This window comes from Mucilaginibacter sp. L3T2-6, assembly GCF_030519355.1.
GTDB lineage: Bacteria > Bacteroidota > Bacteroidia > Sphingobacteriales > Sphingobacteriaceae > Mucilaginibacter.
In genome coordinates, this window is record NZ_JAUMKC010000009.1 from 107,628 (window position 1) to 129,575 (window position 21,948).

The following is a 21,948-nucleotide window of genomic DNA, read 5'->3' on the forward strand; positions in this document are numbered from 1 at the left end:
TTTGAGCGAATTTGAGCGAATTATTAACCCACAAATCTTAATGTCCGCACGCGGTTAATCAATTATCCTGTCCTTACTTATCCTCATTAAAAGTAAGGTTGCTTTGTAAAAAATTGTTTTAAATAAATTTTATTGAAGGGCATTTAATCAGGCGTGCTTTATTAATTCTGCAATTTTACCGGCAATAGTTTCCGGCGTAATATTGTATAAGCAGGCGTAATCTTTACGAAAGCATGGTTTATTGCCGTATACGGAGCATGGCCGGCATTCGATATTATCAGCTACGATGTTTGCTTCCGATTGCCCGTAACCTAAAAAACCTGCATAGTGGTGTGTTGCTCCCCACACTGATACTACCGGAATGCCTTCCAGTGATGCCAGGTGCATACCCGCCGAGTCCATGCTCATCATCACGTCGAGGTTGCTGATGACAGCAAGCTCCTGTTCTATGGTTAATTTGCGAACCAATGTGGTGATATTTGCAAATTTTTGTTCCCATGCCAGGCAAATTTCTTCCTCAAGCAAAGAACCGCCAAAAAGAAAAATATCGATATTTTCTTCGCTGAGGAGCGCCAAAACCTGTTCGGTTCGTTCCAGCGGATAAATTTTACCTTTGTGTTTGGCAAATGGCGCTATGCCTATCCAGGTTTTGGTTTTCGCGCCGGTTATATCTAAAACTTCCCGCTGCAAAACCTTAGGTTTTCTGGTGAGTTGATTGTCAAGCCTAATTTCTAATCCCAATTTTCTGAAGACGTCGGCGTAACGTTCTGCGGTTGGCTTAAGCGGCTTTAATACTTTACCCGGGTAACGGGTTAACAGCTTTTTTTCAGGGCGGCCCTTGTCTATAAACGCGTAAGTTAAGCCTGAAAGACGGAACAATCGCCGTAGAATTTTAGAACGGAGTGTATCGTGTAGATCGGCAAGTGCATAATAGTCTGATGCTTTCTTCAACGCCCTGAATAATTTGATCAGTCCGGCAAAACCTTTATACTTCGTCTGGAAGTCAGCACCATAAAACGTTAACCGGGGAATGCCCTTAAAAAAATCTTCAAATTCGGGCCTGGAAACAAAGGTTATGGTTATATCCGGGTTTTGATGGAGCGCCGCCTTTATCACAGGCGCCGTCATCGCTACATCCCCCATTGCCGAGAAGCGCAACACCAGTATATGCTTTCCGGCAGGCATCTATTTTTTGCTGTTGTATAAAACGGGATTCAGTTCCGGGTCATTATACATCTTCATCTGGCGGTACACTTTCATGTATTTTTTGCCCTGTTCTATATCTGTCAGCAGTTCGTCTATCGCAACTGAAAGGTCGGCTTGCTGTTGTAAAAGGATGTTCAATTTGTTTTTACGCCTGGCGAGTTCGGTATCATCAACATTTTTACGAACACTTTCCTCCTTCATGTGGTAAATTTTAAGCGCAAGGATAGATAGCCTGTCAATCGCCCAGGCCGGGCTCTCCGTATTAATCCGCGCGGATACTTCCGGCAGGATATTTTTATATTTCTCTAAAAAATAGCTGTCAATATGTTCCACCAAATCGGTACGGTCCTGGTTTGATTTATCAATGCGGCGTTTCCATTTCAGGGCTAAAACCGGGTCTATTTCCGGGTTGCGGATTTCGTCCTCCATGTGCCATTGTGCCGTATCGATCCAGCATTTGGCATACAGCAGGTTTTCAAACGAGCCGGTTTCATAGGGATTTACATAGCAGTAATCGATATCATTATACAAATGATAGTCCTCAATCGCTTCTGAGAATATACTATTGCAAAGCCCGCTAACCATTACTGTTCTTTTTCTTTTATCTTATTAATGATCGATGTAGATGAATATCCTTCTACAAAGGTAATTGTTTTAACTTCGCCGCCATTAGCAATCACTTCTTTGGCGCCTACTATGTTATCTATTGTATAATCAGCTCCCTTTACCAGGACATCAGGCAGTAAGGTCGAGATTAGATTTAACGGGGTATCCTCATCAAACAAAATCACGGCGTCAACAAAAAACAGCGACGCTAATAAGGCTGCCCGGCTGTTTTGATCATTTATCGGCCGGCTTTCACCTTTTATCCGTTTTACAGAAGTATCCGCATTCAGGCCGATTATCAGTTTATCGCCTAAATCAGCAGCCTTAGCTAAATAAGTTACGTGGCCAATATGCAGCAAGTCAAAAACCCCATTGGTGAATACTACCTTTTTGCCCTCGTTTTGCCATGTGGCAACCTTGCCTTTTAATGAAGCTAAAGGCTGTATCTTATTCAAAAGCGTTAGTTCGAAATCGTTTTTCATTTGCGATTTTAGAATAAATCGTCAACTGCCTTACACAAAATATGCCCGATCAAAATATGCATTTCCTGTATCCTGGCGGTTACATCAGACGGCACAATAACATTCAGATTGCAAAGGCCATTCATTCTGCCGCCATCCCGGCCCGACAAGCCCAGTGTATTACAACCGGTCTGTCCTGCTGCTTCAAATGCATTCAATATCCCCTGGCTGTTTCCGCTGGTCGAAATCCCTATGAATAAATCGCCGGGCCGGGCCAGCGCCTCTACCTGTCGCGAAAACACATGGTCGTAACCGTAGTCGTTTGCAATGGCTGTCATCGCAGAAGTATCTGTTGTCAGGGCTATTCCTGGCAACGCTCTGCGCTCTTTTACAAACCGGCCGCTTAATTCGGCAGCAATGTGCTGGGCATCGGCAGCGCTTCCCCCGTTTCCGGCTATCAATACCTTGTTACCGCTTTGTATAGTTGATATGATCATTTCACAGGCTTTTTCAATATCGCCGGTAAGCTGTTCAATTACTTTATTGATAAGCTGCTGATGTGCTTTAAGTTCTTCAACAATCATTTTGGTTAATTTCACGTCAATACCAATAGAACGAATGTTTTATTCATAATTTCTAAAAATATCGGCTGATTAGAACTAATATTCAATAATGGAATATTTTCGGACGAAATTACGCCATATCTTTTACAATTTCATCAATTGTTGTAGTGGCGCTGCCTACACGCCGTATTACTATTGCGGCAGCGTGGTTGGCCAGTTCACAAGCTTCTTCAACCGGAAAATCAAGCGCCAAAAAATAAGTAATCGTAGCAATTACTGTATCACCTGCGCCGGTAACATCAAATACTTCGGTAGCTTTTACCGGCAGCAGCTTTTGGCTGTTTTTAGTTAAAATAGCCATGCCATCTTCCGAGAGTGTTACTACCAGGTAATCCGTCCCGGTTTGGTTAAATATTGTTTGAGCCGCCTCCTGCAAGTCATCGTTATTTTTAATCGATTCAGCTTTGGCTGCTTCGGCCAGTTCCTTACGGTTGGGTTTGATCAGGTAAGCACCTTTGTACTTTTCGTAGTTCAGCCCTTTAGGATCGATAATAACTTTTTTCTGATGTTGACTGGCTATTTCTATTAGTCTTTGGGTTAGGGCAGGAGCGAACAGGCCCTTATTATAGTCCGAGAAAATAACAATGTCGGCCTTATCAATAACAGTTGTAAGCTTATCAGCAAGTTCATCTTCCAGCTGCGCGGGCAATTGGTTTGTTGCTTCCCTGTCAATCCTTACCAACTGATGCCTTGCTGCCAAAACACGCGTTTTAACCGTAGTTGGGCGGCTGGAATCGGTAATAATCGTACCGGTTTGTACGCCCTCCTCCTGCAGAATCGAGATAACCTGCTTACCGTGGATATCATCGCCAATGACGCCCGCAACGGTTACCTGCGCACCAAGTGCCACCAGGTTTTGAACCACGTTACCTGCACCGCCAAGTGTAGTCGATTCGTTTTTGACATTTACTATCGGGACCGGCGCCTCGGGTGAGAGCCGTGTGGCATTACCCCATATATAATGGTCAATCATCAGGTCGCCTATAACCAATATAGCAGGCCGTTTTTGTGTCGATTTTATTGAAAGTACCTTATCTTTTGTCGTCATTAGTCATCTGGTAACCAGCACCCCTCGATTATTGTTTGTGCTTAAAGGCATGTTTTCTGCCGTTTTATAGCAAAGACCTCTTTTATTTCAGATAAAGTTAGTGCATTCAGGCATCTTTCTTTGTAAAGCCCGCCTTTCCGCGCAACCAGCAGGCCGTAGTACATATCATGGAAGCCTTCTTTTCGGTGTGCATCCGGATTAATAGACAGCCACACCCCTTTATCCAATGCATACTGGTGCCAACGCCAATCCAAATCCAGGCGCAGCGGATTTGCGTTGATTTCGATAACCACATTATTTGCGGCACAGGCATCAATTACTTTCTTATAATCGATAGGATAACCCTTACGGCTTAAAAGCAGGCGGCCTGTTGGATGTCCTAAAATAGTTGTGTATGGATTTTCGATGGCCTTTATCAATCGGGAGGTTGCCTTTGCCTCGTCCATTTTTAAAATCGAGTGTACTGATGCCACAATAAAATCAAACTTCTGCAGTATTTCATCGGGATAATCAAGCGACCCATCATACAATATATCTGATTCGATGCCTTTAAATATATGGAAGCCGTCCAGCTTTTTATTCAAATGGTCAATTTCTTCATGCTGCTGAAAAACCCGCTCTACAGTGAGGCCCTTGGCATAAAACGCGCTTTTGCTATGGTCGCACATACCAAGGTATTCCAGTTGCATCTCATCACGGCAATATAGCGCCATTTCCTCAATGCTGTTAATACCGTCGCTCCAGGTGCTATGGTTGTGCAGGGTGCCCTTAAGGTCGTTATTGTTTATCAACTGCGGCAGATTATTATTTCCCGCCCGTTCAATAAAGGTCATGCCTTCTCTTAATTCCGGCAAAATATACGAGGTACCCGCTTTGGTATAAATTAATTCCTCACTTTCGGGCTGATCGATTGTATTGCCGGCGCGCGATAAAATGGCTTTTACATGCTCGTCATCACCTGTCTGCATGAAAAGTTCCTGATAATAGTAGCGTTTCTCAACACACACTATCTCAACTGCCAAACCTCCTTCCATTTTGCCGGTTACGCGATTATTTTCTGTTTGTACATCTGTTATAATAGCAGATTGCTGAACTGTATGAAACGCTATATCTTCATCACGGCTGCCCAATACAATAGTCAATCTTTCTATAATCTCACACCGGCGACGGAACTCACCCGCAAAATCTATCAGTGCGCCCGGAAATATATCCTTTAGTTCCTGCAGAAGATCGTTGGCCTGTTGCTCAACTTTGGCATAAATAAATTTACCATGACTCGCCATGTTAAATTCTATCACTTTGCGGATGTCTTCCTGTGTTTTCAATCCGAAGCCTTTGGCTTCAACCAGGCGGTTCTCGTTACAGGCGTAAAAAAGCTCGCCTGCATTTTCAATACCCAGCTCTTTCCAGATAATGCCAACCTTTTTTGGCCCAATGCCTTTAATACCCATCATCTCTACAATACCTTCCGGCGTCTGGGCGATCAGTTCGTCCAGTTCGGTCATAGTCCCTTTTTCCAGCAACTCGGTTATTTTGCCTGCTGTGCTTTTACCGATGCCATCTATCTTCTCCAGCTCTGCAAAACTCTTTCCGGCTACGGAGAATGGCAGTTTATCAACCTTAAAGGCAGCAGCAGCCAGGGATTTTACTTTAAAAGGGTTGGCGTCGTGCAGCTCCATCAATTGCGACAACAGGCGAAGCTTACGGGCTATGGGTTTGTTTTCCATGATTTAATTGAGTTGTAAAAATAGAAAAAGCCGCCCATAACAGGCGGCTTTCACTTAAATATATCAAAACTAATTAATCTCAATATCGTACGGCATTCTTGCCTGAGGGGTGCGCATCAGGGTGGTTACCTCTTTGATCTGTTCGTAATACTTGTAGTTGTCACCCAGTTCGGATTTGATAAAATGTGCTTTTATCTCGGCATTAACGCCCAGGCCGAATTTATTCAGGAAGCTTTTTTGCTCCGGATAGGCCACAAGCGTATAGTTTTTAATGTTTGCTTTTTTTGCAGCTGAGGCAATGGCGTCGCTGATATTGCCTAAACGGTCAACCAAACCAATTTTTACAGCCTGTTCGCCTGTCCATACGCGGCCCTGGCCAATGCTGTTTATGTAATCCTGCGTTTTGTGGCGCCCGTCAGCAACTGCTTTGGTAAAGTAATTGTACCCCTGGTTTACCTGGTTTTGCAGAATAGCCTTTTCCTCCGGGCTAAGCGGGCGCGTTAAATCTCCTAAATCGGCATATTTTCCGGTTTTAACGCCATCGAAGGTGATGCCCAGCTTGTCATTAAACAACTTCTGCAAATTGGGCAGTACTGCAAAAATTCCTATTGAACCGGTAATGGTGTTTGGTTGCGCTATTATTGAATCAGCAGCGCAAGCTATATAGTAGCCGCCGGACGCCGCAAGATCGCCCATAGAAACTATGATCGGTTTTACTTTTTTAGTAAGCATTACTTCGCGCCACATCACATCCGAGGCCAATGAACTGCCGCCCGGCGAGTTGATACGGAAAACAACAGCTTTGATGTGATCATCAAGCCTTGCCTTACGTAATGCCTTGGAGATTCTTTCTGAACCAATCGTGTTGTCATCGCCTTCGCCCCCTACAATGTCGCCCGATGCGTATATAATAGCAATCTTATTTTTGGTTTTTTCTTTACCGTCTTCGTTATCAGCATCAGAAGATGAATTGTAGTCACTGAGTTCAACAGCTTTTAGCTTATTCCCGGAACCAATGCCCGAACGGCTTTTCAATTCGTCCAGTATTTCATCTTTATATTTCAGGCCATCAATAAGCTTGAATTTAACGGCATCCTCCGGCAAGCGGATTTTCAATTCATTTGCAATACTGCGCAATGAGTCTTTATTGATTTTACGGCTTTGACTGATGCCCGACAAAAAGTGGTCGTATAAAGAGCCGAGGTATGAGTTTACCTGCATACGGTTGGCATCGCTCATTTTAGTTAAAAAGAACGGCTCAACCGCGCTTTTGTAAGTACCTACCTTTATAATCTGCGCTTCGATGCCCAGCTTGTCGAGGGCACCTTTTAAGAAAGTGATTTTTGAGTTAAATCCTTTGAAGTCGAAAATGCCTTTAGGGTTCATGTAAACCTTATCGGCTACTGAAGCCAGGTAATAAAAGCCTTGCGTATAAACTTCTGAGTAAGCAACGATGAACTTTCCTGATTTTTTAAAATCGATAAGCGCATTTCTTATTTCTTCGGTAGTGGCCTCACCGCCGGTCATGAAGCTTTCATTAAGGAATATCCCCCTGATGTTTGCATCAGTTTTCGCTTTTTTGATGCTGGCCAGGATGTCGTTAAGACCTAATGTTTTTTCGCCATCAATGCCCAGGAAACCAAATGCGGATAGAGGATTGTTTGGTGTGCGCTCCGCTATAGGGTAGGTGAACTTTAACTCTAATACCGAATTAGGACTAACATCAACCGATTTCTCACTGCTTGCACCCGCTATCAATCCGCCTATGAAAAGGAAAAGGATAAATACCATTATAATGCCAGCAATAATTGATCCCAGCAGACTGGCGAACACAAATTTGAAAAATTGTTTCATTAAGTATTATAAATCGTTTATCTATGCAAACTTAGCAAATCAACGTCGTATACTAATAAGAGCGCCGTCTATAATATTTGTTACAACATGAAAAGTGTTTTTTTATTATTGGGCAGTAACTTAGGCGACAGGCAATATTTCCTGCGGCAGGCAATCGCCTTAATTGATACCCGGGTTGCAAAGGTGATAAAAACCTCATCAATATACGAAACACAATCGTGGGGTAAAAGCGATGCTCCGGATTATTTAAACCAGGTGATTGTTTTGGAAACTGAAGCGACTGCGCAGGAAGTGCTGGATAAGATACTGAACATAGAGTTAATGCTGGGCAGAAAACGGGAAGAGAAGTGGGGCTCTCGCACGATTGATATCGACATATTGTTTTATGGGGATGAGATCATTAATGAAGAAGGGTTACATATTCCCCACCCCGAACTGCATAACAGGCGGTTTACACTGGAACCGCTGAAAGAAATTGCTCCGGACTTACGACACCCTGTTTTTGGGAAAACAATAACTGCAATCAAAAATGAACTTAAAGATAACTTGATTGTAAAAAAATTATAATTTTGAAAAATACAACCGTTATATGCCACACGTATTTCCCGAACATGATTTAGACCTAACCTTTCTATTCGAAATTGCCGACGGCAGCGACGAGTTTATCGTTGAGTCAATAGACATGTTTCTGCAACAGACGCCGGACCTGCTTAATACCATAACATCCGCCATAGGCAGCAATGACTGGACATTAGCCGCGCAGGCATCACACAAGCTAAAACCTAATCTGGGTTTCTTTGGTATGCCGCAAAGCCAGGCCAACATTCAGGAGGTTGAACTTATGGCTAAAGCCGGCGCACCGGATCCTGACTTGCTTCTGTCTAAATTTAATGATGTGAAAGGCGTAATCAATGGTAATCTGGACAGACTCGTAAAAATTAAAGCCGATATTGAAGCCGGTTTGTAATAAATAGCCGGGTGAAAAGAGCTGTTAAACACAAAAGCATCCTTTTTTCAGGATGCTTTTGTGTTTAGGGTATATCTTAGAAAATCAGATTGCCTTTAAACTAAACGTATAACTTTCCATAATCAAATTGGCCAAAAGGCTTTTGCAGGCGCTGTCGACTTTACTGTGCGCCGCTTCTTCATTTTCTGCATCAATCTCAAGTGTAACGTGCTTGCCGATGCGTACATTATGAATTTCGGATAAGCCAAGGTTTTTCATGCTACCGGTTACTGCCTTACCTTGCGGGTCGAGGATCTCTTTTTTTGGCATTACGTCAATTTCAGCCTGGAATTTTTTCATTAGTTTTACTTGAGTATTATTTCTGCTCCGCAGCGCTATCCGTTTTTTCGGGAAGTGTCCATGAAGCCTGGATTTAAAAATTTAAATTGAATAACAGACAGGGCGATATAAAATAGTATTACGACCGGAACTGCCGCAAATTTAAAAAATAGTATCAGTATTGCCGAAAAAAGCAGCAGCAAATAGCGTGAAATATTTTGATTGAAATCCGTGCTCTTGAATTTTAGCGACATCATCGGAACCTCGATAACCAGTAAGGTGCACATCACGACAATCAGAATTGAAAGTATCCATGGATTTTGCAGCGGGGCCGAATAAAACTGGTTATGGTGATCCAGTATAAGCGGAAACGAGGCGATAAGAATGGCGTTGGCAGGCGTCGGCAGGCCGATGAAATTCTCCGCCTGACGTGTATCCACGTTAAACTTAGCCAGCCTTAAAGCCGAAAACACGGGAATAAGAAAAGCTATGAAATTCAGGTAATCGCTGATTTTGTCTATCTGACGCGCCTGCAGCATTATCTGGTACATAATTACTGCTGGTAAAACCCCAAAGCTAACCATATCTGCCAGCGAATCTAAATCCTTCCCGATACCTGAAAAGGACTTAAGCACGCGCGAGGCGAGTCCATCAAAAAAATCAAAAATAGCCGATAGAAAAATGGCGTACGAAGCGGCAATCATTTCGCCTTTAAAGGCTAAAACTATACCTATGCAACCACTAAAGAGGTTTGCACAGGTAATAGCATTGGGCAAGTGTTTTTTAACGCGGTTCTTCATTCGGCTATGAAGGTATCAACTATTTATTAAATAAATATGAAGATGCTATATTAACTTTATGCTAATATAACTTCATAAACACTTATTTATTACGAATTCATTGAAATCAAAAACTCTTCGTTAGTTTTAGTGCCCCTTATTTGTGCCTGTAAAAATTCCATCGATTCCTGAGAATTCATATCAGCCAGGTGATTGCGTAAGATCCATATGCGCTGTAAGGTCTCACGGTCAAGCAACAAGTCGTCGCGGCGGGTGCTTGAAGCCGTAATATCAATAGCCGGGAATATACGTTTGTTGGACAGCTTACGGTCAAGCTGAAGCTCCATGTTACCTGTGCCTTTAAATTCCTCGAAGATAACCTCGTCCATTTTAGAGCCGGTTTCAGTTAACGCAGTAGCGATAATGGTCAATGATCCCCCATCCTCGATGTTACGTGCTGCACCGAAGAAACGTTTCGGCTTATGCAGGGCATTTGCATCAACACCACCAGATAAAATTTTACCTGATGCAGGCGCTACCGTGTTATAAGCGCGTGCCAGGCGAGTGATAGAATCGAGCAAAATAACTACATCGTGACCGCATTCTACCATACGTTTTGCTTTTTCAAGTACAATGTTGGCGATCTTAACGTGACGCTCTGCCGGTTCGTCAAATGTTGATGACACTACCTCGGCACGTACGCTGCGGGCCATGTCTGTAACTTCCTCCGGGCGTTCGTCAATCAGTAATATGATCAGGTAAACTTCCGGGTGGTTTTTGGCTATTGCGTTAGCAACATCCTTCAGTAACATCGTTTTACCGGTTTTAGGCTGTGCAACAATCAAACCGCGCTGACCTTTACCAATTGGTGAGAACAGGTCCATAATGCGGGTGGAGTAGTTATTGGGGTCGGTAAACAGGCTTAATTTTTCTGATGGGAAAAGCGGTGTGAGGTGATCGAACGGCACACGATCACGCACTTCGGCGGGAACACGGCCATTGATGGCTTCCACACGCACCAGCGGAAAATATTTTTCGCCTTCTTTCGGCGGCCTGATACTACCGCGAACAGTATCGCCGGTCTTCAGGCCAAACAGTTTTATCTGTGATTGAGAAACGTAGATGTCGTCGGGAGAAGTGAGATAATTATAATCCGACGAGCGAAGGAATCCGTAACCATCAGGCATAATTTCCAAAACGCCTTCGTTTACAATCACATTGTCGAAATCCATGTTAACAACAGGCTCCTGTACTTTCGGCTGACTGGGTTGGTTGTTCACCCGGCGTTCAAACTTTTGAGGGCGGCCTTCGGTAATCACGTCATCGCCTTTTTCAGGATCCTCATTTTGTACTGAGGATGCGGCTGTTATTTCTGCATTTTCAGGCTCGTCCTGGGCGGTTTCATCATCGGGCATATCAAACAAACTGGCGTCATCCAATGGAACCTCAACGCGGGGTGGTTTGGCTGCGCCCTTAACTACCCTTGTACGTTTACGTGCTTTCTCGCCAGCCGGTGCTGCTACAGACGGCTCAACAGCTGCATAATTGCTGTTCACAATATCCTGCTGCATGCGGGCTGCCTCAATTAGCTGCTCCTGTTCAACAATTCTTTCTATTAATGATGCCTTTCTAAGCTCATCGGCTTCGGCAACGCCTAAATTTCTTGCAATTTCTCTTAACTCTGAAACGAGTTTATCGTTCAATTCGTTCGTATCAAACATATTATGAATTATAATTCAATGGGGTTTTAATATTTATCTGGTCGCAGTTGTTTTTCAATAGTATCGTGGTAGTCGCGGCATTTATAGTCGGGCTTTCAAGCTATAACCCAATTCAGGGTAATATTATTTTAGCTAATTCTATTTATATTATTAATGGAGATGTTTTCTGTGAAATAAACTAAAATGCAACTTTGTTATGCAACATCTAAACCCAGGTAATAATTTACTAAAATAACGTGGAGTTTTAAATTGTTTCTTTAGTACAAGAAAAATTCATCTGAAAACACTGCAATGTTAGTCAATAAATTCAATATTTCAAATTATTTAAAAAAATATCCCCGGCTGGTAGCCAGTTCGTTTAAATTTTAGTTTTTTTGGTGTTTAAAACTACCGCACATGATATCCCGCAAGTATCTTATTGAACAAATCAAACAAAAAAAATCATTTTTATGTGTTGGACTCGATACAGATGTCGACAAGATACCCGCATTTTTAAAAGAATATCCCGATCCGATATTTGAGTTTAACAAAAGGATAATTGATGCCACCCAAGACCTGTGTATATCCTACAAACCCAATGCCGCATTTTACGAAAAGCATGGCGTAAAAGGGCTTCAGAGCCTGATAGCAACCTGGAAATATCTGCCTGAAGAATGCCTGAATATCATCGACGCCAAACGCGGCGATATGGGAAATACCTCCGGTATGTATGCAAAAGCTTTTTTTGATGAATCGGCGGCGGGGATGAGCTTCGATGCTATAACCTTATCGCCATACATGGGCCATGACGCTATATCGCCGTATTTGGAATATGAAGATAAATGGGTAATCATCCTGGCGTTGACCTCCTCAGCCGGGAGTGAGGATTTTCAATACTTAACTACCGAAAACGGGCTGCTTTATGAAGCTGTAATAAAAAAAGCCAATACCTGGGCCAACGCCGACAGAATTATGTATGTGGTTGGCGCTACAAAAAGCACCGAGTTTACCAATATACGCAAATATGCGCCTGATAACTTTTTGCTGGTACCTGGTGTCGGCGCACAAGGCGGTAACCTGGCCGAAGTTTGCCATTATGGAATGAATAGCGATTGCGGCCTGATTGTAAATGCATCGCGCTCCATCATTTATGCCTCCGACGGAGAAGATTTTGCCGATGCCGCCCGTGCAGAGGCTCAAAAAGTCCAGCAGCAAATGCAGGAAGAACTGGAAAAAGCAGGAATTATTTGAATGACGATTTACAATTCTATCATTATAGATAAGGGCATACAAATAATCATTCGTAGCCCTTATTTCCTTCCACGAGTTTCTGATATCTAACTTAAACCTCCAGTTTTCCTTCAACAGAATCATCCAGCGTTTTGCCAATGGCGGCTCCGGCCAGCATTTTTACAAAAGCAATTGCGTTACCGTGCTTGTTATCCCAATAATATCCTTCTATGGGTTCAACTTTTACTATCGATATGCGCGGGTCGTCTTCACCTTCGGTAAACCATGTTTTCATTATTGGCTCCCAAAGCTTTTTAATTTTTTCTTTGTCCTCGCTTACAGAAGCTATTCCGTAAATATTAAGGAAATCCGAATGCGCCGAACCCTGGAACAGCAAGTGCACAAACGGGTCGTGCGAGACTTCGTCATTTTTATGACTGTCGTTCGCGCTCAGGAACCAAAAATTCCCTTCGTCGTCAATCTCCTGCACCGCCATGGGCCGGGTGGTTAAAGGCACGCCTGTTTTTATGTTGGTGCAAAAAAAGCAGGTTTTGTTTTGATAAGCCAGTTCCCTGATCTTTTCAATAGCTTCGGGGCCGTTAAGGTCTTTAGTATTATCTTCTGGTTGTTGTTTGTTGATGCTGTCCATAACAATGTTTTTAATAGGTATGTATGTTAATAACCACCGGCTAAAACTATTGTTTAGGAAAATTAATTAGAATGATAAAACATGTAGTTGTGTGAAAGTTTAGGAGCAGTGCAACACAATACGTAGTTTTTAAAAACTTCTTAAGTCTTAAAGGTCAACCCGCAAATATCATTTTTCTGTCCGGAAACTTAACTGCGTAATTATCTACCATGTTCCTGATGTAATCATTCCCGGGGTAAGGTTTCAGCTGTTCTTTTAGCTGCTCCAGGGAATCGCCATTGTAATAGTGAGAGATATAGCCCATACCATAAAACTTCCCTTTTTCAATCAGCAGGCAGCTGTGCTCATCGTCGGTACGACCGGCGTCGCGGATAGCAAAGGTTGGAAGCGCTTTATTTAGCTGGCTGATGGCCTGGCCTACACGCTCATTATAGTCCTGTACACTCTCGTGTCCTTCGCATGCGCAGTTTCCGGTATTGGCCCCTGTGCAACTGGCGCTGTTGTTTTGTATAAAGCAGAGCTTAGGACAAAGCCGGAAAGTATCGATTAGTTGCATTAAAATACCTCGCCCTTCAAACAAAGTATTGCAGCTGTAAATGGCGCCGGTCATTTTCCGGTGTTTGTCAACAGCCAGGCGGATATAGCCCCGCTGGTCTTCAAAGGCGTAAAGACTGAACGCGTGCTCAAATCTTTTAAGTGAGCGGTTGTATTTTGGCCACAGGCGCTTTATTTCGACGGCTTCAAGCACAAAAGCTACAAGCTCTGTCCCGCAAGCTTCGAAAGTAATGTGATGTATATTTCTTAAAAACTCCTGCCGTTGCGGACCTGGGTTATTGCCGGTAAAATGGCTGCAAACCCTTTTTTTCAGGTTTTTAGCTTTTCCGACATAGATGACTTTTCCTTTTTCATTGTGGAAATAATATACACCGGGGCATTGCGGCAAGGCATCCACATCCTGTTTTGGCAGATTGGCTGGCAGGACCTGTTCCTTCGAGTTTTGTTTTAAAGCGGCTGTAATGTGGTTATTAGTATCTTTTTGCAGCAGCAGCGAAAACAATTGTGCGGTTGCCTCAGCGTCCCCCGCGGCCCTGTGCCGGCTTTCGTTATCGATATTTAAGTGCCTGCATAGTTTGCCGAGGCTGTAGGAGGGAAGGCCGGGCATGATCTTACGTCCGAGTCTTACTGTGCACAGCTTATTGCAGCGCAGATCATACCCAGTAGCAGCCAGGTGGTGCCGCACAAATGAATAGTCGAAATTAACATTATGCGCAACAAATATTTTATTATTCAGCAAGTGATAAATGTCATGCGCCACGTCTTCAAACGGCGGCGCATTTTGAACCATATCATTAGTGATGCCGGTTAGCGCGCTGATATAAATGGGAATATCCCGGCCGGGATTGACCAACGTAGTGTAACGCTCAACCACTTTTTTGCCGTTATGTATGCAAATAGCTATCTCCGTTATGCCGTTTGCGCTGGCATGCCCGCCCGTGGTTTCTATATCGACTATCGCATACATCGATGTAAAATTAGAAAAGTTTTTGCTAATAAAATTAGTTTAATTGAAAATTGTTGTAGTGTTGGAAAGTCGAAACGTCGTAAAACCTGGCAGAAAGGAGAGGCCAAAAAAATAACCCGGCAACATTTTACCGGGTTATTTTTCCTGTTAATAGGGTCAATATTTCAACTTTAAAAAATCATTTCTTCTTCTGTGCAGCTGCCGCTTGTTGCTGTTTCATCATTTCTTCCATACGGGCCTGGAAACCTGATTTCTTTTTCTTTACTTCCGGTTTCTTTTTGTTGTCCTGTATTTGGGCATGAATTTTCTTGTCGTCAACCATCAAACGGATAATATATTGCTGAAGGAAAGTCATCATGTTGGCCAGGAAGTAGTAATAATTCAAACCTGAGGGGTAGCTGTTCAGCGCCCCAAGGAAGATAATAGGGGTGATGTACCCTATATATTTCATCTGCCCGCTGGCGCCTGATATCTGGTTGTTGAAATACGTGTAAATTAATGTCGACACGGTCATCAGCAAACACATTAAGCTGATGTGGTTACCTATAAATGGAATGTTTGTGCCGAATGTGATTACCGAATCGTAGGTGGAAAGGTCATGCATCCAAAGGAAGCTTTGACCGCGAAGTTCGAACAAACTTGGGAAAAAGCGGAAGAATGCGAAGACAATCGGCATTTGTATCAGTAAAGGCAAACATCCGCCTAACGGATTTACGCCGGCCTGTTTATAAAGTTTCAGGTATTCCTGTTGTAACAGTGTTGGGTTATCCTCGCCAACTTTTGCCTTGATCTCGTCCATCTCCGGCTTTAAAATTCGCATCTTAGCCATCGAAAGGTACGATTTGTAAGTCAACGGCGATAAAACAAGCTTCAGGATAAGTGTTAGAGCCAATATGATAATACCATAGTTACTGGTGAATTGGCTCAAGAAGTTGAATACCGGCAATACCGAAAACCTGTTGATATAAGCCAGGAAGCCCCAGCCCATATAAACTTGTTTTTCTAAATGGTAGCCCTGTGTCTTCAGGAAGTTGTATTTATTGGGGCCGAAGTAAAATTCCATCGGATAACTGCCATCGCTGCTTTTGGGGATAATCACACCGGCCGTCATCTGTTTAGAATCTATTGTGTCCTGAACGTTAGTAACAACGCTCAGCTTCGATCTGGTAAAGCCTTCTTTAGCAATCAAAACGCCCGAGAAAAAGTGCGCCTGGAACGATACCCACTGCATCTTTTTGTCGGTTATCTCTTTCGAATCATCTTTTCCTTCACTCAGATAGTCAACATCATTATCGGTGTTCATGTAATATACGGTAGAATACCGGCGTTCCTGGTCGATATCTTTTTCCTGCCTGCGCATACTGGCCGACCAGTCCACATTTAATGAGCTTGTATTGGCAATTACCTGGTCCAGCCCGGTTGTTTTAACAGTGAGGCCAACTTTATAGCCGGTACCTTTCAGCGAGTAGATATAATCCACGTACTGGGTAGGACTGTAGTTCAGTCGCATGGTGAGCGTTGACGAATCTTTTTCAGCCACCTGTAAATCACCGCTGGTGGGTGTAAAATATAGCTTATCGGTGTTAATGCTGTTATTACCTGCGGTGAAATTTAAGCCGAAACGGTTCTTATCACCATCAAATAATATAAGCGGCTTTTTGTTAAAGGTTTTGTAGTCTTTCAGTTCAACCGAATAAACTTTACCGCCCTGCGTGCTCAGTTTTACACGGATGTCTTTATTTTCAAGTGTAACAAATTTCTGCGTGCCGATGGTTGCTGCACCAAAAGGGCTTTTCAAAACTGCCGAGTCAACAGGCTTATTAGCAGTTTTAGCACCAGAAGTGTCGGCTTTGGCGGCAGTTACAGCAGGTGATTTTATCTGGCCTCTTTTTACAGAGTCGGCATGGGCTTGTATTTTTTCTTTTTTAAGGTCAGCCTCACTTGGCTTCATAAAAAAGAATGAAGCTCCCATTATCACCATGATCAGGAATAATCCTGTGAATGTATTCTTATCCATTTCTAAGTATCGTACAAATAATTATTGCTTACGGGCATAGGCCATCGAAGCGGCGACAAAGTTAATAAAAAGTGGGTGCGGATTAGCAACTGTTGATTTTAATTCAGGATGGAACTGCGCGCCGATAAAAAACGGATGGTTTCTTAGCTCAACTACCTCAACCAGATTATTTTCAGGGTTGAAGCCGGTTGGCAGCAGTCCTGCATTTTCGTAGTCCTTCAAATAATCGTTATTAAACTCATAGCGATGCCTGTGGCGCTCACTGATGTGCGTTTTGCCATAAAATTTTTCGGCCTTGCTGCCTTTCTTTAAATCGCATGCATAAGCGCCCAAACGCATGGTGCCGCCCTTGTTTACTACCTTTTTTTGTTCCTCCATCATGCTGATCACAGGGTGGACGGTATCAGGGTTCATTTCGGTACTGCTGGCGCCTGAAAGGTTCAGTACATTTCGCGCAAATTCAACTACGGCACATTGCATTCCAAGGCAAATACCAAAGAAAGGAATGTTGTTTTCCCGTACATAGCGTATGGCTTCAATCTTTCCTTCAAAACCGCGTTCGCCAAAGCCGGGGGCAACCAGCACGCCGTGCAGACCCTTCAGTTTTTCAACGGCATTACCCGGAGTAAGTGTTTCCGAAGGAATATATACGACCTTCACCTTCGCTTCATTTTTAGCGCCGGCATGAATAAACGCCTCTGCTATAGATTTATAGGCGTCAGGCAATTCCACATATTTACCTACCAGGCCAATTCGCACTTCGAAGGTCGGGTTTTTCAGCCTGCCTAAAAAGTCTTTCCAATGTTCCAGGTTTGGCTCATTTTTATGCGGAAGCTTTAGCTTGGCCAAAACGGTTTTATCCAGCTGTTCCTTCAGCATCAGCAATGGCACGTCGTAAATGGTTGAAGCATCAATCGACTCTACAACAGCATTCACGTTTACGTTACAGAACAAGGCTATTTTCTTGCGCAGATCGGTATTTAAATGATGTTCGGTACGGCACACCAGGATGTCTGGCTGTATACCGTACTCCAAAAGCATTTTTACTGAGTGCTGTGTTGGTTTGGTCTTTAACTCGCCGGCAGCCGCAAGGAATGGAATAAGTGTTAGATGTATCACCAGCGAGTTACCAGAACCCACTTCCCACCTGAACTGGCGCACAGCCTCGATATATGGAAGCGACTCAATGTCGCCCACAGTACCGCCTAATTCGGTTATAACGATATCAAAATCGCCGCTTTCACCCAATATCCGGATGTTGCGTTTAATCTCATCAGTAATGTGTGGTACAACCTGTACAGTTTTGCCAAGGAACTTGCCCTCGCGCTCAGCATTGATCACATTTTGGTAGATACGGCCGGTGGTAATGTTATTTGCTTTGGAGGTAGGGGTATTCAGGAAGCGCTCGTAGTGGCCAAGGTCCAGGTCGGTTTCGGCGCCATCTTCGGTAACATAACATTCGCCGTGTTCATAAGGGTTCAGTGTTCCCGGGTCGATGTTAATATAGGGATCGAATTTTTGGATGGTGACGCGATAACCGCGCGATTGAAGGAGTTTAGCTAGTGAGGCAGAGATAATACCCTTGCCCAATGACGATGTAACGCCGCCCGTAACAAATATGTATTTAGTCATGTTTTTTTTTGTTTGACCGGTGTTTTATACCGGATCAAATTCTTTGTGTACGGGATACAAAAGTAAGAAAATTTTTTGGGGTTGAGGGGGAGATTTGAAAATTTGACGATTAGAGAATTTGCCGATGCGGAAGAACTGGAAATCAGGAAGGATAAGCTTCAGATTCTTAATTATAACCGATTTGATCATTCCGAAATCTGCGAAATCACCTTTTCCAAATCCTCCGGTGTATCTATCGCATGCGTCTCTAATTCCGTTTCAGCAACTGTTATACGATAACCGTTCTCTATCCAGCGTAATTGCTCCAGGCTTTCGGCTTTTTCTAGTGATGATATGGGGAGGGTGGTTATCTGCTGCAAAATGTCTGCGCGATAACCGTAAATGCCAATGTGTTTAAAATAAGTAAAGCAACTAAGCCAATCTTTCTGCTCCTGTCCACGGATATGCGGCAGGGGAGATCGTGAAAAATAAATGGCTTCGGATAGCTTATTGATTACCACCTTTGGCGAGTTAACATTAAACAACTCCTGCTCAGTTGCAACGCGCTTAATTAAAGTAGCAATTTCCGTATCAGGATTGTTAAAACACGCCGCCAGCTTGCTGATCTGCTCCGGGTCGATAAACGGTTCATCACCCTGAATATTGATGATGACGTTATATTGCGGATGCTGCCGGGCCACTTCTGCACAACGGTCAGTGCCGCTTTGGTGGTCGGGCAAGGTCATTATCGCATTTCCTCCGAAACCCACCACATGGTCGTAAATGCGGGTATCGTCTGTGGCGACAATAACTTCGGTTAAATGAACGCATTTTTTTGCCTGCGCATAAACCCGTTGTATCATACTTTTCCCGGCAATGTCAACCAGTGGCTTACCGGGGAAGCGGGTAGAAGCGTAACGGGCGGGGATGATGCCGAGGACTTGCATAAGTATTATAGTTGTATGAGTTGTAGTGGTTGAAAAGGTTGTATAAATTTAAGGAAGCCATATGCGATTATCTGTCTAATTACCTACAACACTTACAACCTTTTCAACAGCGCTAAAACAACCCGTGTATATCCCTTTCAATCATCTGCACGATGGTCGCCAGGTCTTCGGTGTTATTGGCAAAATCAATGTTATCTTTATCGATTACCAACAGCTTTCCTAAACGATATCCTTTAATCCACTTGTCGTATTTCTCGTTCAGTTTGGATAAATAATCCAGCCTGATGCCGCTTTCATATTCACGGCCCCGGCGCTGAATATTATTTACCAATGTGGGTACCGATGCTTTTAAATAGATCAGCAAATCGGGCGCTTTGATAAACTCGGTAATGTTTTCAAATATGGCGGTATAGTTTTCGTAATCGCGGGTAGTCATCAGCCCCATATCATGCAGGTTCTCTGCAAAAATGTGAGCATCCTCGTATATGGTACGGTCTTGTATAATGTTTCTGCCGCTTTTCTGTATGTCTATGATCTGTCGGTAGCGGGTATTCAAAAAATATATCTGCAGGTTAAAGCTCCAGCGCTTCATATCGCTGTAAAAATCCTCCAGGTAGGGGTTGTTATCAACAGCCTCATACAGCGGATCCCAGCCGTAATTTTTTGCCAGCAATTCGGTAAGGGTGGTTTTACCGGCGCCTATGTTTCCTACAATAGCAATATGCATATTCTGTTTAGTTCGTTGTTAATAGTTCAAGGTTAGTTCATAGTTTATGGAAGATCGTTCATAGTCAAATCTGCATATACCACTTGTCTAAAAATGAAGTCACGCCTAATATACACCATGAACCATGAACTATCAACGATGAACACTAAAAATTTCGGAAGCCGATAATTTCCCTTACGTCCCTGATCGTTTTTTGGGCGCTTTCGCGTGCCTTTATGGCGCCGTGACGGGCAACCTGGCGCAGGTAAGCAGCATCATTCGAGATATCGTTTATCTTTTCTCGTATCGGCGCAGTTGCTATCGTAATATCTTCTGCAAGCTGCTTTTTTAAATCGCCGTACCGGATCTGGCAGGTATTATAAAGGTTGTCAAAATGCTCGTAGGTATCGGCTGAGGATACTACTTTCATAATATCGAAAAGATTCTGAATTTCAACCGGTTTTTCTGAGTTTTCTTCTGTCGGGCCACTATCGGTAACAGCCTTCATCACCTTTTTACGGATAACTTCCGGCGAATCCGACAAGAAGATCGCATTTCCTTCTCCTTCAGATTTGCCCATTTTCCCTTTTCCGTCAAGCCCCGGTATTTTAACCAGGTTTTCGCTGAAGTTGAAGGCGTAAGGTTCAGGGAAATATTCGTTATTGTAAAGCCTGTTGAAGCGATTGGCAAAGGTGCGCGCCATTTCCAGGTGTTGTTCCTGATCTTTACCAACAGGTACTTTTGTTGCGCGGTGCAGTATAATATCAGCGGCCATTAAAACCGGGTAAGTTAATAAACCGGCGTTAACGTTATCTGGATTGGCCCTTACCTTATCTTTAAATGAAGTTGCGCGTTCAAGTTCGCCCAGATAGGCGTTCATATTCAGGAACAGGTAAAGTTCAGCGGTCTCGGGCACATCCGACTGTAAATATATAGTAGCTCTTTCCGGATCGATGCCTGCAGCCAGGTACTCTACCAAAACCTGTCTTACATTTCCATGCAAGTCGGCAGGGGTAGGGTGGGTAGTTAATGAATGAAGATCGGCGATGAAAAAATAGCAGTTATATTGATGCTGCATTTTTACAAAATTTTGTATCGCGCCGTAGTAATTTCCTAAGTGCAGGTTCCCGGTTGAACGGATGCCACTAACAACAGTTTCCATGGTGCGAAAGTAAGTAAATTTTATATTTTTGGTGGCGATGAAATTAATCTTGAAGAAGGCGCACGTTTATCTTTACGTGTTCAGCGTTGCCTTATGTTACTTTGCGCTCTGGCCTGCATTCTGGTATTTTTCACGCAAGCCATCAGGTTACCGCAAGCTTAATGCTTTAAGGCGCGCATGGGGCTTCATAAGTTCAGGCGCTGTCGGGTTTATTTATAAATTCGACCACGAGGAGCCGATAGATTGGAGCCGGCCATATATAGTTTGTCCGAACCATACATCGAACCTCGACATCACGGCGATGTGTGTGCTGGTTAACGCTAACTGCAGCTTTATGGGTAAGGAAGAGTTGAAAGATGGCCTGGTAACTGGCTTGTTTTTCAGGACGGTTGATATACCTGTAAACCGCGATAGCAAAATGTCATCTTACAGGGCGTTTAAAAAAGCGTCCGAGAGATTAAAAGAGGGAGTTACGCTGATCATTTTCCCCGAGGGAAAAATCAGTGATGATTATCCGCCCACACTGCACGAATTTAAGAATGGCCCATTCAGATTAGCCATCGAACATAAAATACCGGTCATCCCGGTATCATCTGCTAACACATGGAAACATCTGTGGGACGATGGCACTAAGTATGGCACCAGGCCCGGCGTCTGCAAATTTCGGGTACATAAACCGATAGAAACGGCAAATTTGACAGTCGGCGACGCGGACTTACTGAAGGACAAGGTTTATGAAATAATCAGCAGCGAATTAAACCGTCCTGCAAAGCGAAAGACCGTAAGCGTTACGGCCAAAGCAACTTAACTCAACT

Annotated in this window: 21 protein-coding genes; 4 read left to right on the forward strand and 17 right to left on the reverse strand. The window is 43.5% G+C overall.

Annotated elements, in window-relative coordinates:
* Window positions 1-147 precede the first annotated feature (147 nt).
* The 7 genes from Q3W13_RS12055 to sppA all read right to left on the reverse strand — a co-directional run bounded on the left by Q3W13_RS12055 (window position 148) and on the right by sppA (window position 7,525).
* Window positions 148-1,185, reverse strand: coding sequence for a glycosyltransferase family 9 protein (locus tag Q3W13_RS12055; RefSeq protein WP_302864096.1), 1,038 nt, complete (start codon window positions 1,183-1,185; stop codon window positions 148-150).
* Window positions 1,186-1,791, reverse strand: coding sequence for a DUF4254 domain-containing protein (locus tag Q3W13_RS12060; RefSeq protein WP_302864098.1), 606 nt, complete (start codon window positions 1,789-1,791; stop codon window positions 1,186-1,188). It lies immediately after the preceding gene.
* On the reverse strand, window positions 1,791-2,294 hold the full coding sequence (rfaE2, locus tag Q3W13_RS12065; RefSeq protein WP_302864100.1) for a D-glycero-beta-D-manno-heptose 1-phosphate adenylyltransferase: 504 nt from the start codon (window positions 2,292-2,294) through the stop codon (window positions 1,791-1,793). Before rfaE2 ends, Q3W13_RS12060 begins: the two co-directional genes overlap by 1 nt.
* Before the next feature lie 8 nt (window positions 2,295-2,302).
* Window positions 2,303-2,857, reverse strand: coding sequence for a D-sedoheptulose 7-phosphate isomerase (locus Q3W13_RS12070; protein WP_302864101.1), 555 nt, complete (start codon window positions 2,855-2,857; stop codon window positions 2,303-2,305).
* 109 nt (window positions 2,858-2,966) lie between these two features.
* Window positions 2,967-3,944 carry a D-glycero-beta-D-manno-heptose-7-phosphate kinase gene (gene rfaE1, locus Q3W13_RS12075; RefSeq protein ID WP_302864102.1) on the reverse strand — a complete coding sequence of 326 codons (978 nt, stop codon included), beginning with the start codon at window positions 3,942-3,944 and terminating at the stop codon, window positions 2,967-2,969.
* A 41-nt stretch (window positions 3,945-3,985) separates the two neighbouring features.
* Complete coding sequence (locus Q3W13_RS12080) at window positions 3,986-5,671, reverse strand: DNA polymerase/3'-5' exonuclease PolX (RefSeq protein ID WP_302864103.1); 1,686 nt, start codon at window positions 5,669-5,671, stop codon at window positions 3,986-3,988.
* 69 nt (window positions 5,672-5,740) lie between these two features.
* Window positions 5,741-7,525, reverse strand: a complete 1,785-nt coding sequence (sppA, locus tag Q3W13_RS12085; protein WP_302864105.1) for a signal peptide peptidase SppA — start codon at window positions 7,523-7,525, stop codon at window positions 5,741-5,743.
* An 87-nt stretch (window positions 7,526-7,612) separates the two neighbouring features.
* Here sppA and folK point away from each other — a divergent pair, with 87 nt between their 5' ends.
* Complete coding sequence (gene folK, locus Q3W13_RS12090; protein ID WP_302864106.1) at window positions 7,613-8,092, forward strand: 2-amino-4-hydroxy-6-hydroxymethyldihydropteridine diphosphokinase; 480 nt, start codon at window positions 7,613-7,615, stop codon at window positions 8,090-8,092.
* Window positions 8,093-8,114: 22 nt separating this feature from the next.
* Window positions 8,115-8,492 carry an Hpt domain-containing protein gene (locus tag Q3W13_RS12095; protein WP_302864108.1) on the forward strand — a complete coding sequence of 126 codons (378 nt, stop codon included), beginning with the start codon at window positions 8,115-8,117 and terminating at the stop codon, window positions 8,490-8,492.
* Between the two features lie 84 nt (window positions 8,493-8,576).
* Here Q3W13_RS12095 and purS read toward each other — a convergent pair whose 3' ends face one another.
* The 3 genes from purS to rho form a co-directional block, all read right to left on the reverse strand.
* Window positions 8,577-8,831, reverse strand: coding sequence for a phosphoribosylformylglycinamidine synthase subunit PurS (gene purS / locus Q3W13_RS12100; protein WP_302864110.1), 255 nt, complete (start codon window positions 8,829-8,831; stop codon window positions 8,577-8,579).
* Window positions 8,832-8,866: 35 nt separating this feature from the next.
* On the reverse strand, window positions 8,867-9,610 hold the full coding sequence (gene pssA / locus Q3W13_RS12105) for a CDP-diacylglycerol--serine O-phosphatidyltransferase (RefSeq protein WP_302864112.1): 744 nt from the start codon (window positions 9,608-9,610) through the stop codon (window positions 8,867-8,869).
* An 89-nt stretch (window positions 9,611-9,699) separates the two neighbouring features.
* Complete coding sequence (gene rho, locus Q3W13_RS12110; protein ID WP_302864113.1) at window positions 9,700-11,310, reverse strand: transcription termination factor Rho; 1,611 nt, start codon at window positions 11,308-11,310, stop codon at window positions 9,700-9,702.
* A gap of 399 nt (window positions 11,311-11,709) precedes the next feature.
* Between rho and pyrF the strand changes: the two genes are divergently transcribed.
* Window positions 11,710-12,540, forward strand: coding sequence for an orotidine-5'-phosphate decarboxylase (pyrF, locus tag Q3W13_RS12115; protein WP_302864301.1), 831 nt, complete (start codon window positions 11,710-11,712; stop codon window positions 12,538-12,540).
* A 91-nt stretch (window positions 12,541-12,631) separates the two neighbouring features.
* Here pyrF and Q3W13_RS12120 read toward each other — a convergent pair whose 3' ends face one another.
* The 7 genes from Q3W13_RS12120 to trpS form a co-directional block, all read right to left on the reverse strand.
* Window positions 12,632-13,168: a pyridoxamine 5'-phosphate oxidase family protein gene (locus Q3W13_RS12120; RefSeq protein ID WP_302864114.1), complete on the reverse strand. Its 537-nt coding sequence runs from the start codon at window positions 13,166-13,168 to the stop codon at window positions 12,632-12,634.
* A gap of 154 nt (window positions 13,169-13,322) precedes the next feature.
* The gene (locus Q3W13_RS12125; RefSeq protein WP_302864116.1) at window positions 13,323-14,690 is read right to left on the reverse strand and encodes an exonuclease domain-containing protein; all 1,368 of its coding nucleotides are present in this window, start codon (window positions 14,688-14,690) and stop codon (window positions 13,323-13,325) included.
* A gap of 178 nt (window positions 14,691-14,868) precedes the next feature.
* On the reverse strand, window positions 14,869-16,707 hold the full coding sequence (gene yidC, locus Q3W13_RS12130; protein ID WP_302864118.1) for a membrane protein insertase YidC: 1,839 nt from the start codon (window positions 16,705-16,707) through the stop codon (window positions 14,869-14,871).
* 21 nt (window positions 16,708-16,728) lie between these two features.
* Window positions 16,729-18,339, reverse strand: coding sequence for a CTP synthase (locus Q3W13_RS12135; RefSeq protein WP_302864120.1), 1,611 nt, complete (start codon window positions 18,337-18,339; stop codon window positions 16,729-16,731).
* A 185-nt stretch (window positions 18,340-18,524) separates the two neighbouring features.
* Window positions 18,525-19,265: a 3-deoxy-manno-octulosonate cytidylyltransferase gene (kdsB, locus tag Q3W13_RS12140; protein WP_302864121.1), complete on the reverse strand. Its 741-nt coding sequence runs from the start codon at window positions 19,263-19,265 to the stop codon at window positions 18,525-18,527.
* Between the two features lie 112 nt (window positions 19,266-19,377).
* Window positions 19,378-19,992 carry a deoxynucleoside kinase gene (locus Q3W13_RS12145; protein WP_302864123.1) on the reverse strand — a complete coding sequence of 205 codons (615 nt, stop codon included), beginning with the start codon at window positions 19,990-19,992 and terminating at the stop codon, window positions 19,378-19,380.
* A 145-nt stretch (window positions 19,993-20,137) separates the two neighbouring features.
* Window positions 20,138-21,133, reverse strand: coding sequence for a tryptophan--tRNA ligase (gene trpS / locus Q3W13_RS12150; protein WP_302864125.1), 996 nt, complete (start codon window positions 21,131-21,133; stop codon window positions 20,138-20,140).
* Between the two features lie 37 nt (window positions 21,134-21,170).
* On the opposite strand from trpS, the gene Q3W13_RS12155 reads away from it, so the two are divergent.
* Window positions 21,171-21,941 carry a 1-acyl-sn-glycerol-3-phosphate acyltransferase gene (locus Q3W13_RS12155; RefSeq protein ID WP_302864127.1) on the forward strand — a complete coding sequence of 257 codons (771 nt, stop codon included), beginning with the start codon at window positions 21,171-21,173 and terminating at the stop codon, window positions 21,939-21,941.
* The last annotated feature ends 7 nt before the right edge of the window (window positions 21,942-21,948 follow it).

Bases quoted from the DNA above. Each gene is read 5' to 3' on its own strand.
- Q3W13_RS12135 (WP_302864120.1), bottom strand. From the start codon at position 18,339: ATGACTAAATACATATTTGTTACGGGCGGCGTTACATCGTCATTGGGC.
- yidC (WP_302864118.1), bottom strand. From the start codon at position 16,707: ATGGATAAGAATACATTCACAGGATTATTCCTGATCATGGTGATAATG.
- Q3W13_RS12095 (WP_302864108.1), top strand. From the start codon at position 8,115: ATGCCACACGTATTTCCCGAACATGATTTAGACCTAACCTTTCTATTC.
- sppA (WP_302864105.1), bottom strand. From the start codon at position 7,525: ATGAAACAATTTTTCAAATTTGTGTTCGCCAGTCTGCTGGGATCAATT.
- Q3W13_RS12125 (WP_302864116.1), bottom strand. From the start codon at position 14,690: ATGTATGCGATAGTCGATATAGAAACCACGGGCGGGCATGCCAGCGCA.
- Q3W13_RS12060 (WP_302864098.1), bottom strand. From the start codon at position 1,791: ATGGTTAGCGGGCTTTGCAATAGTATATTCTCAGAAGCGATTGAGGAC.
- rfaE1 (WP_302864102.1), bottom strand. From the start codon at position 3,944: ATGACGACAAAAGATAAGGTACTTTCAATAAAATCGACACAAAAACGG.
- Q3W13_RS12155 (WP_302864127.1), top strand. From the start codon at position 21,171: ATGAAATTAATCTTGAAGAAGGCGCACGTTTATCTTTACGTGTTCAGC.
- Q3W13_RS12145 (WP_302864123.1), bottom strand. From the start codon at position 19,992: ATGCATATTGCTATTGTAGGAAACATAGGCGCCGGTAAAACCACCCTT.
- Q3W13_RS12080 (WP_302864103.1), bottom strand. From the start codon at position 5,671: ATGGAAAACAAACCCATAGCCCGTAAGCTTCGCCTGTTGTCGCAATTG.
- kdsB (WP_302864121.1), bottom strand. From the start codon at position 19,265: ATGCAAGTCCTCGGCATCATCCCCGCCCGTTACGCTTCTACCCGCTTC.
- rfaE2 (WP_302864100.1), bottom strand. From the start codon at position 2,294: ATGAAAAACGATTTCGAACTAACGCTTTTGAATAAGATACAGCCTTTA.
- Q3W13_RS12120 (WP_302864114.1), bottom strand. From the start codon at position 13,168: ATGGACAGCATCAACAAACAACAACCAGAAGATAATACTAAAGACCTT.
- pssA (WP_302864112.1), bottom strand. From the start codon at position 9,610: ATGAAGAACCGCGTTAAAAAACACTTGCCCAATGCTATTACCTGTGCA.
- Q3W13_RS12055 (WP_302864096.1), bottom strand. From the start codon at position 1,185: ATGCCTGCCGGAAAGCATATACTGGTGTTGCGCTTCTCGGCAATGGGG.
- trpS (WP_302864125.1), bottom strand. From the start codon at position 21,133: ATGGAAACTGTTGTTAGTGGCATCCGTTCAACCGGGAACCTGCACTTA.
- folK (WP_302864106.1), top strand. From the start codon at position 7,613: ATGAAAAGTGTTTTTTTATTATTGGGCAGTAACTTAGGCGACAGGCAA.
- rho (WP_302864113.1), bottom strand. From the start codon at position 11,310: ATGTTTGATACGAACGAATTGAACGATAAACTCGTTTCAGAGTTAAGA.
- Q3W13_RS12070 (WP_302864101.1), bottom strand. From the start codon at position 2,857: ATGATTGTTGAAGAACTTAAAGCACATCAGCAGCTTATCAATAAAGTA.
- purS (WP_302864110.1), bottom strand. From the start codon at position 8,831: ATGAAAAAATTCCAGGCTGAAATTGACGTAATGCCAAAAAAAGAGATC.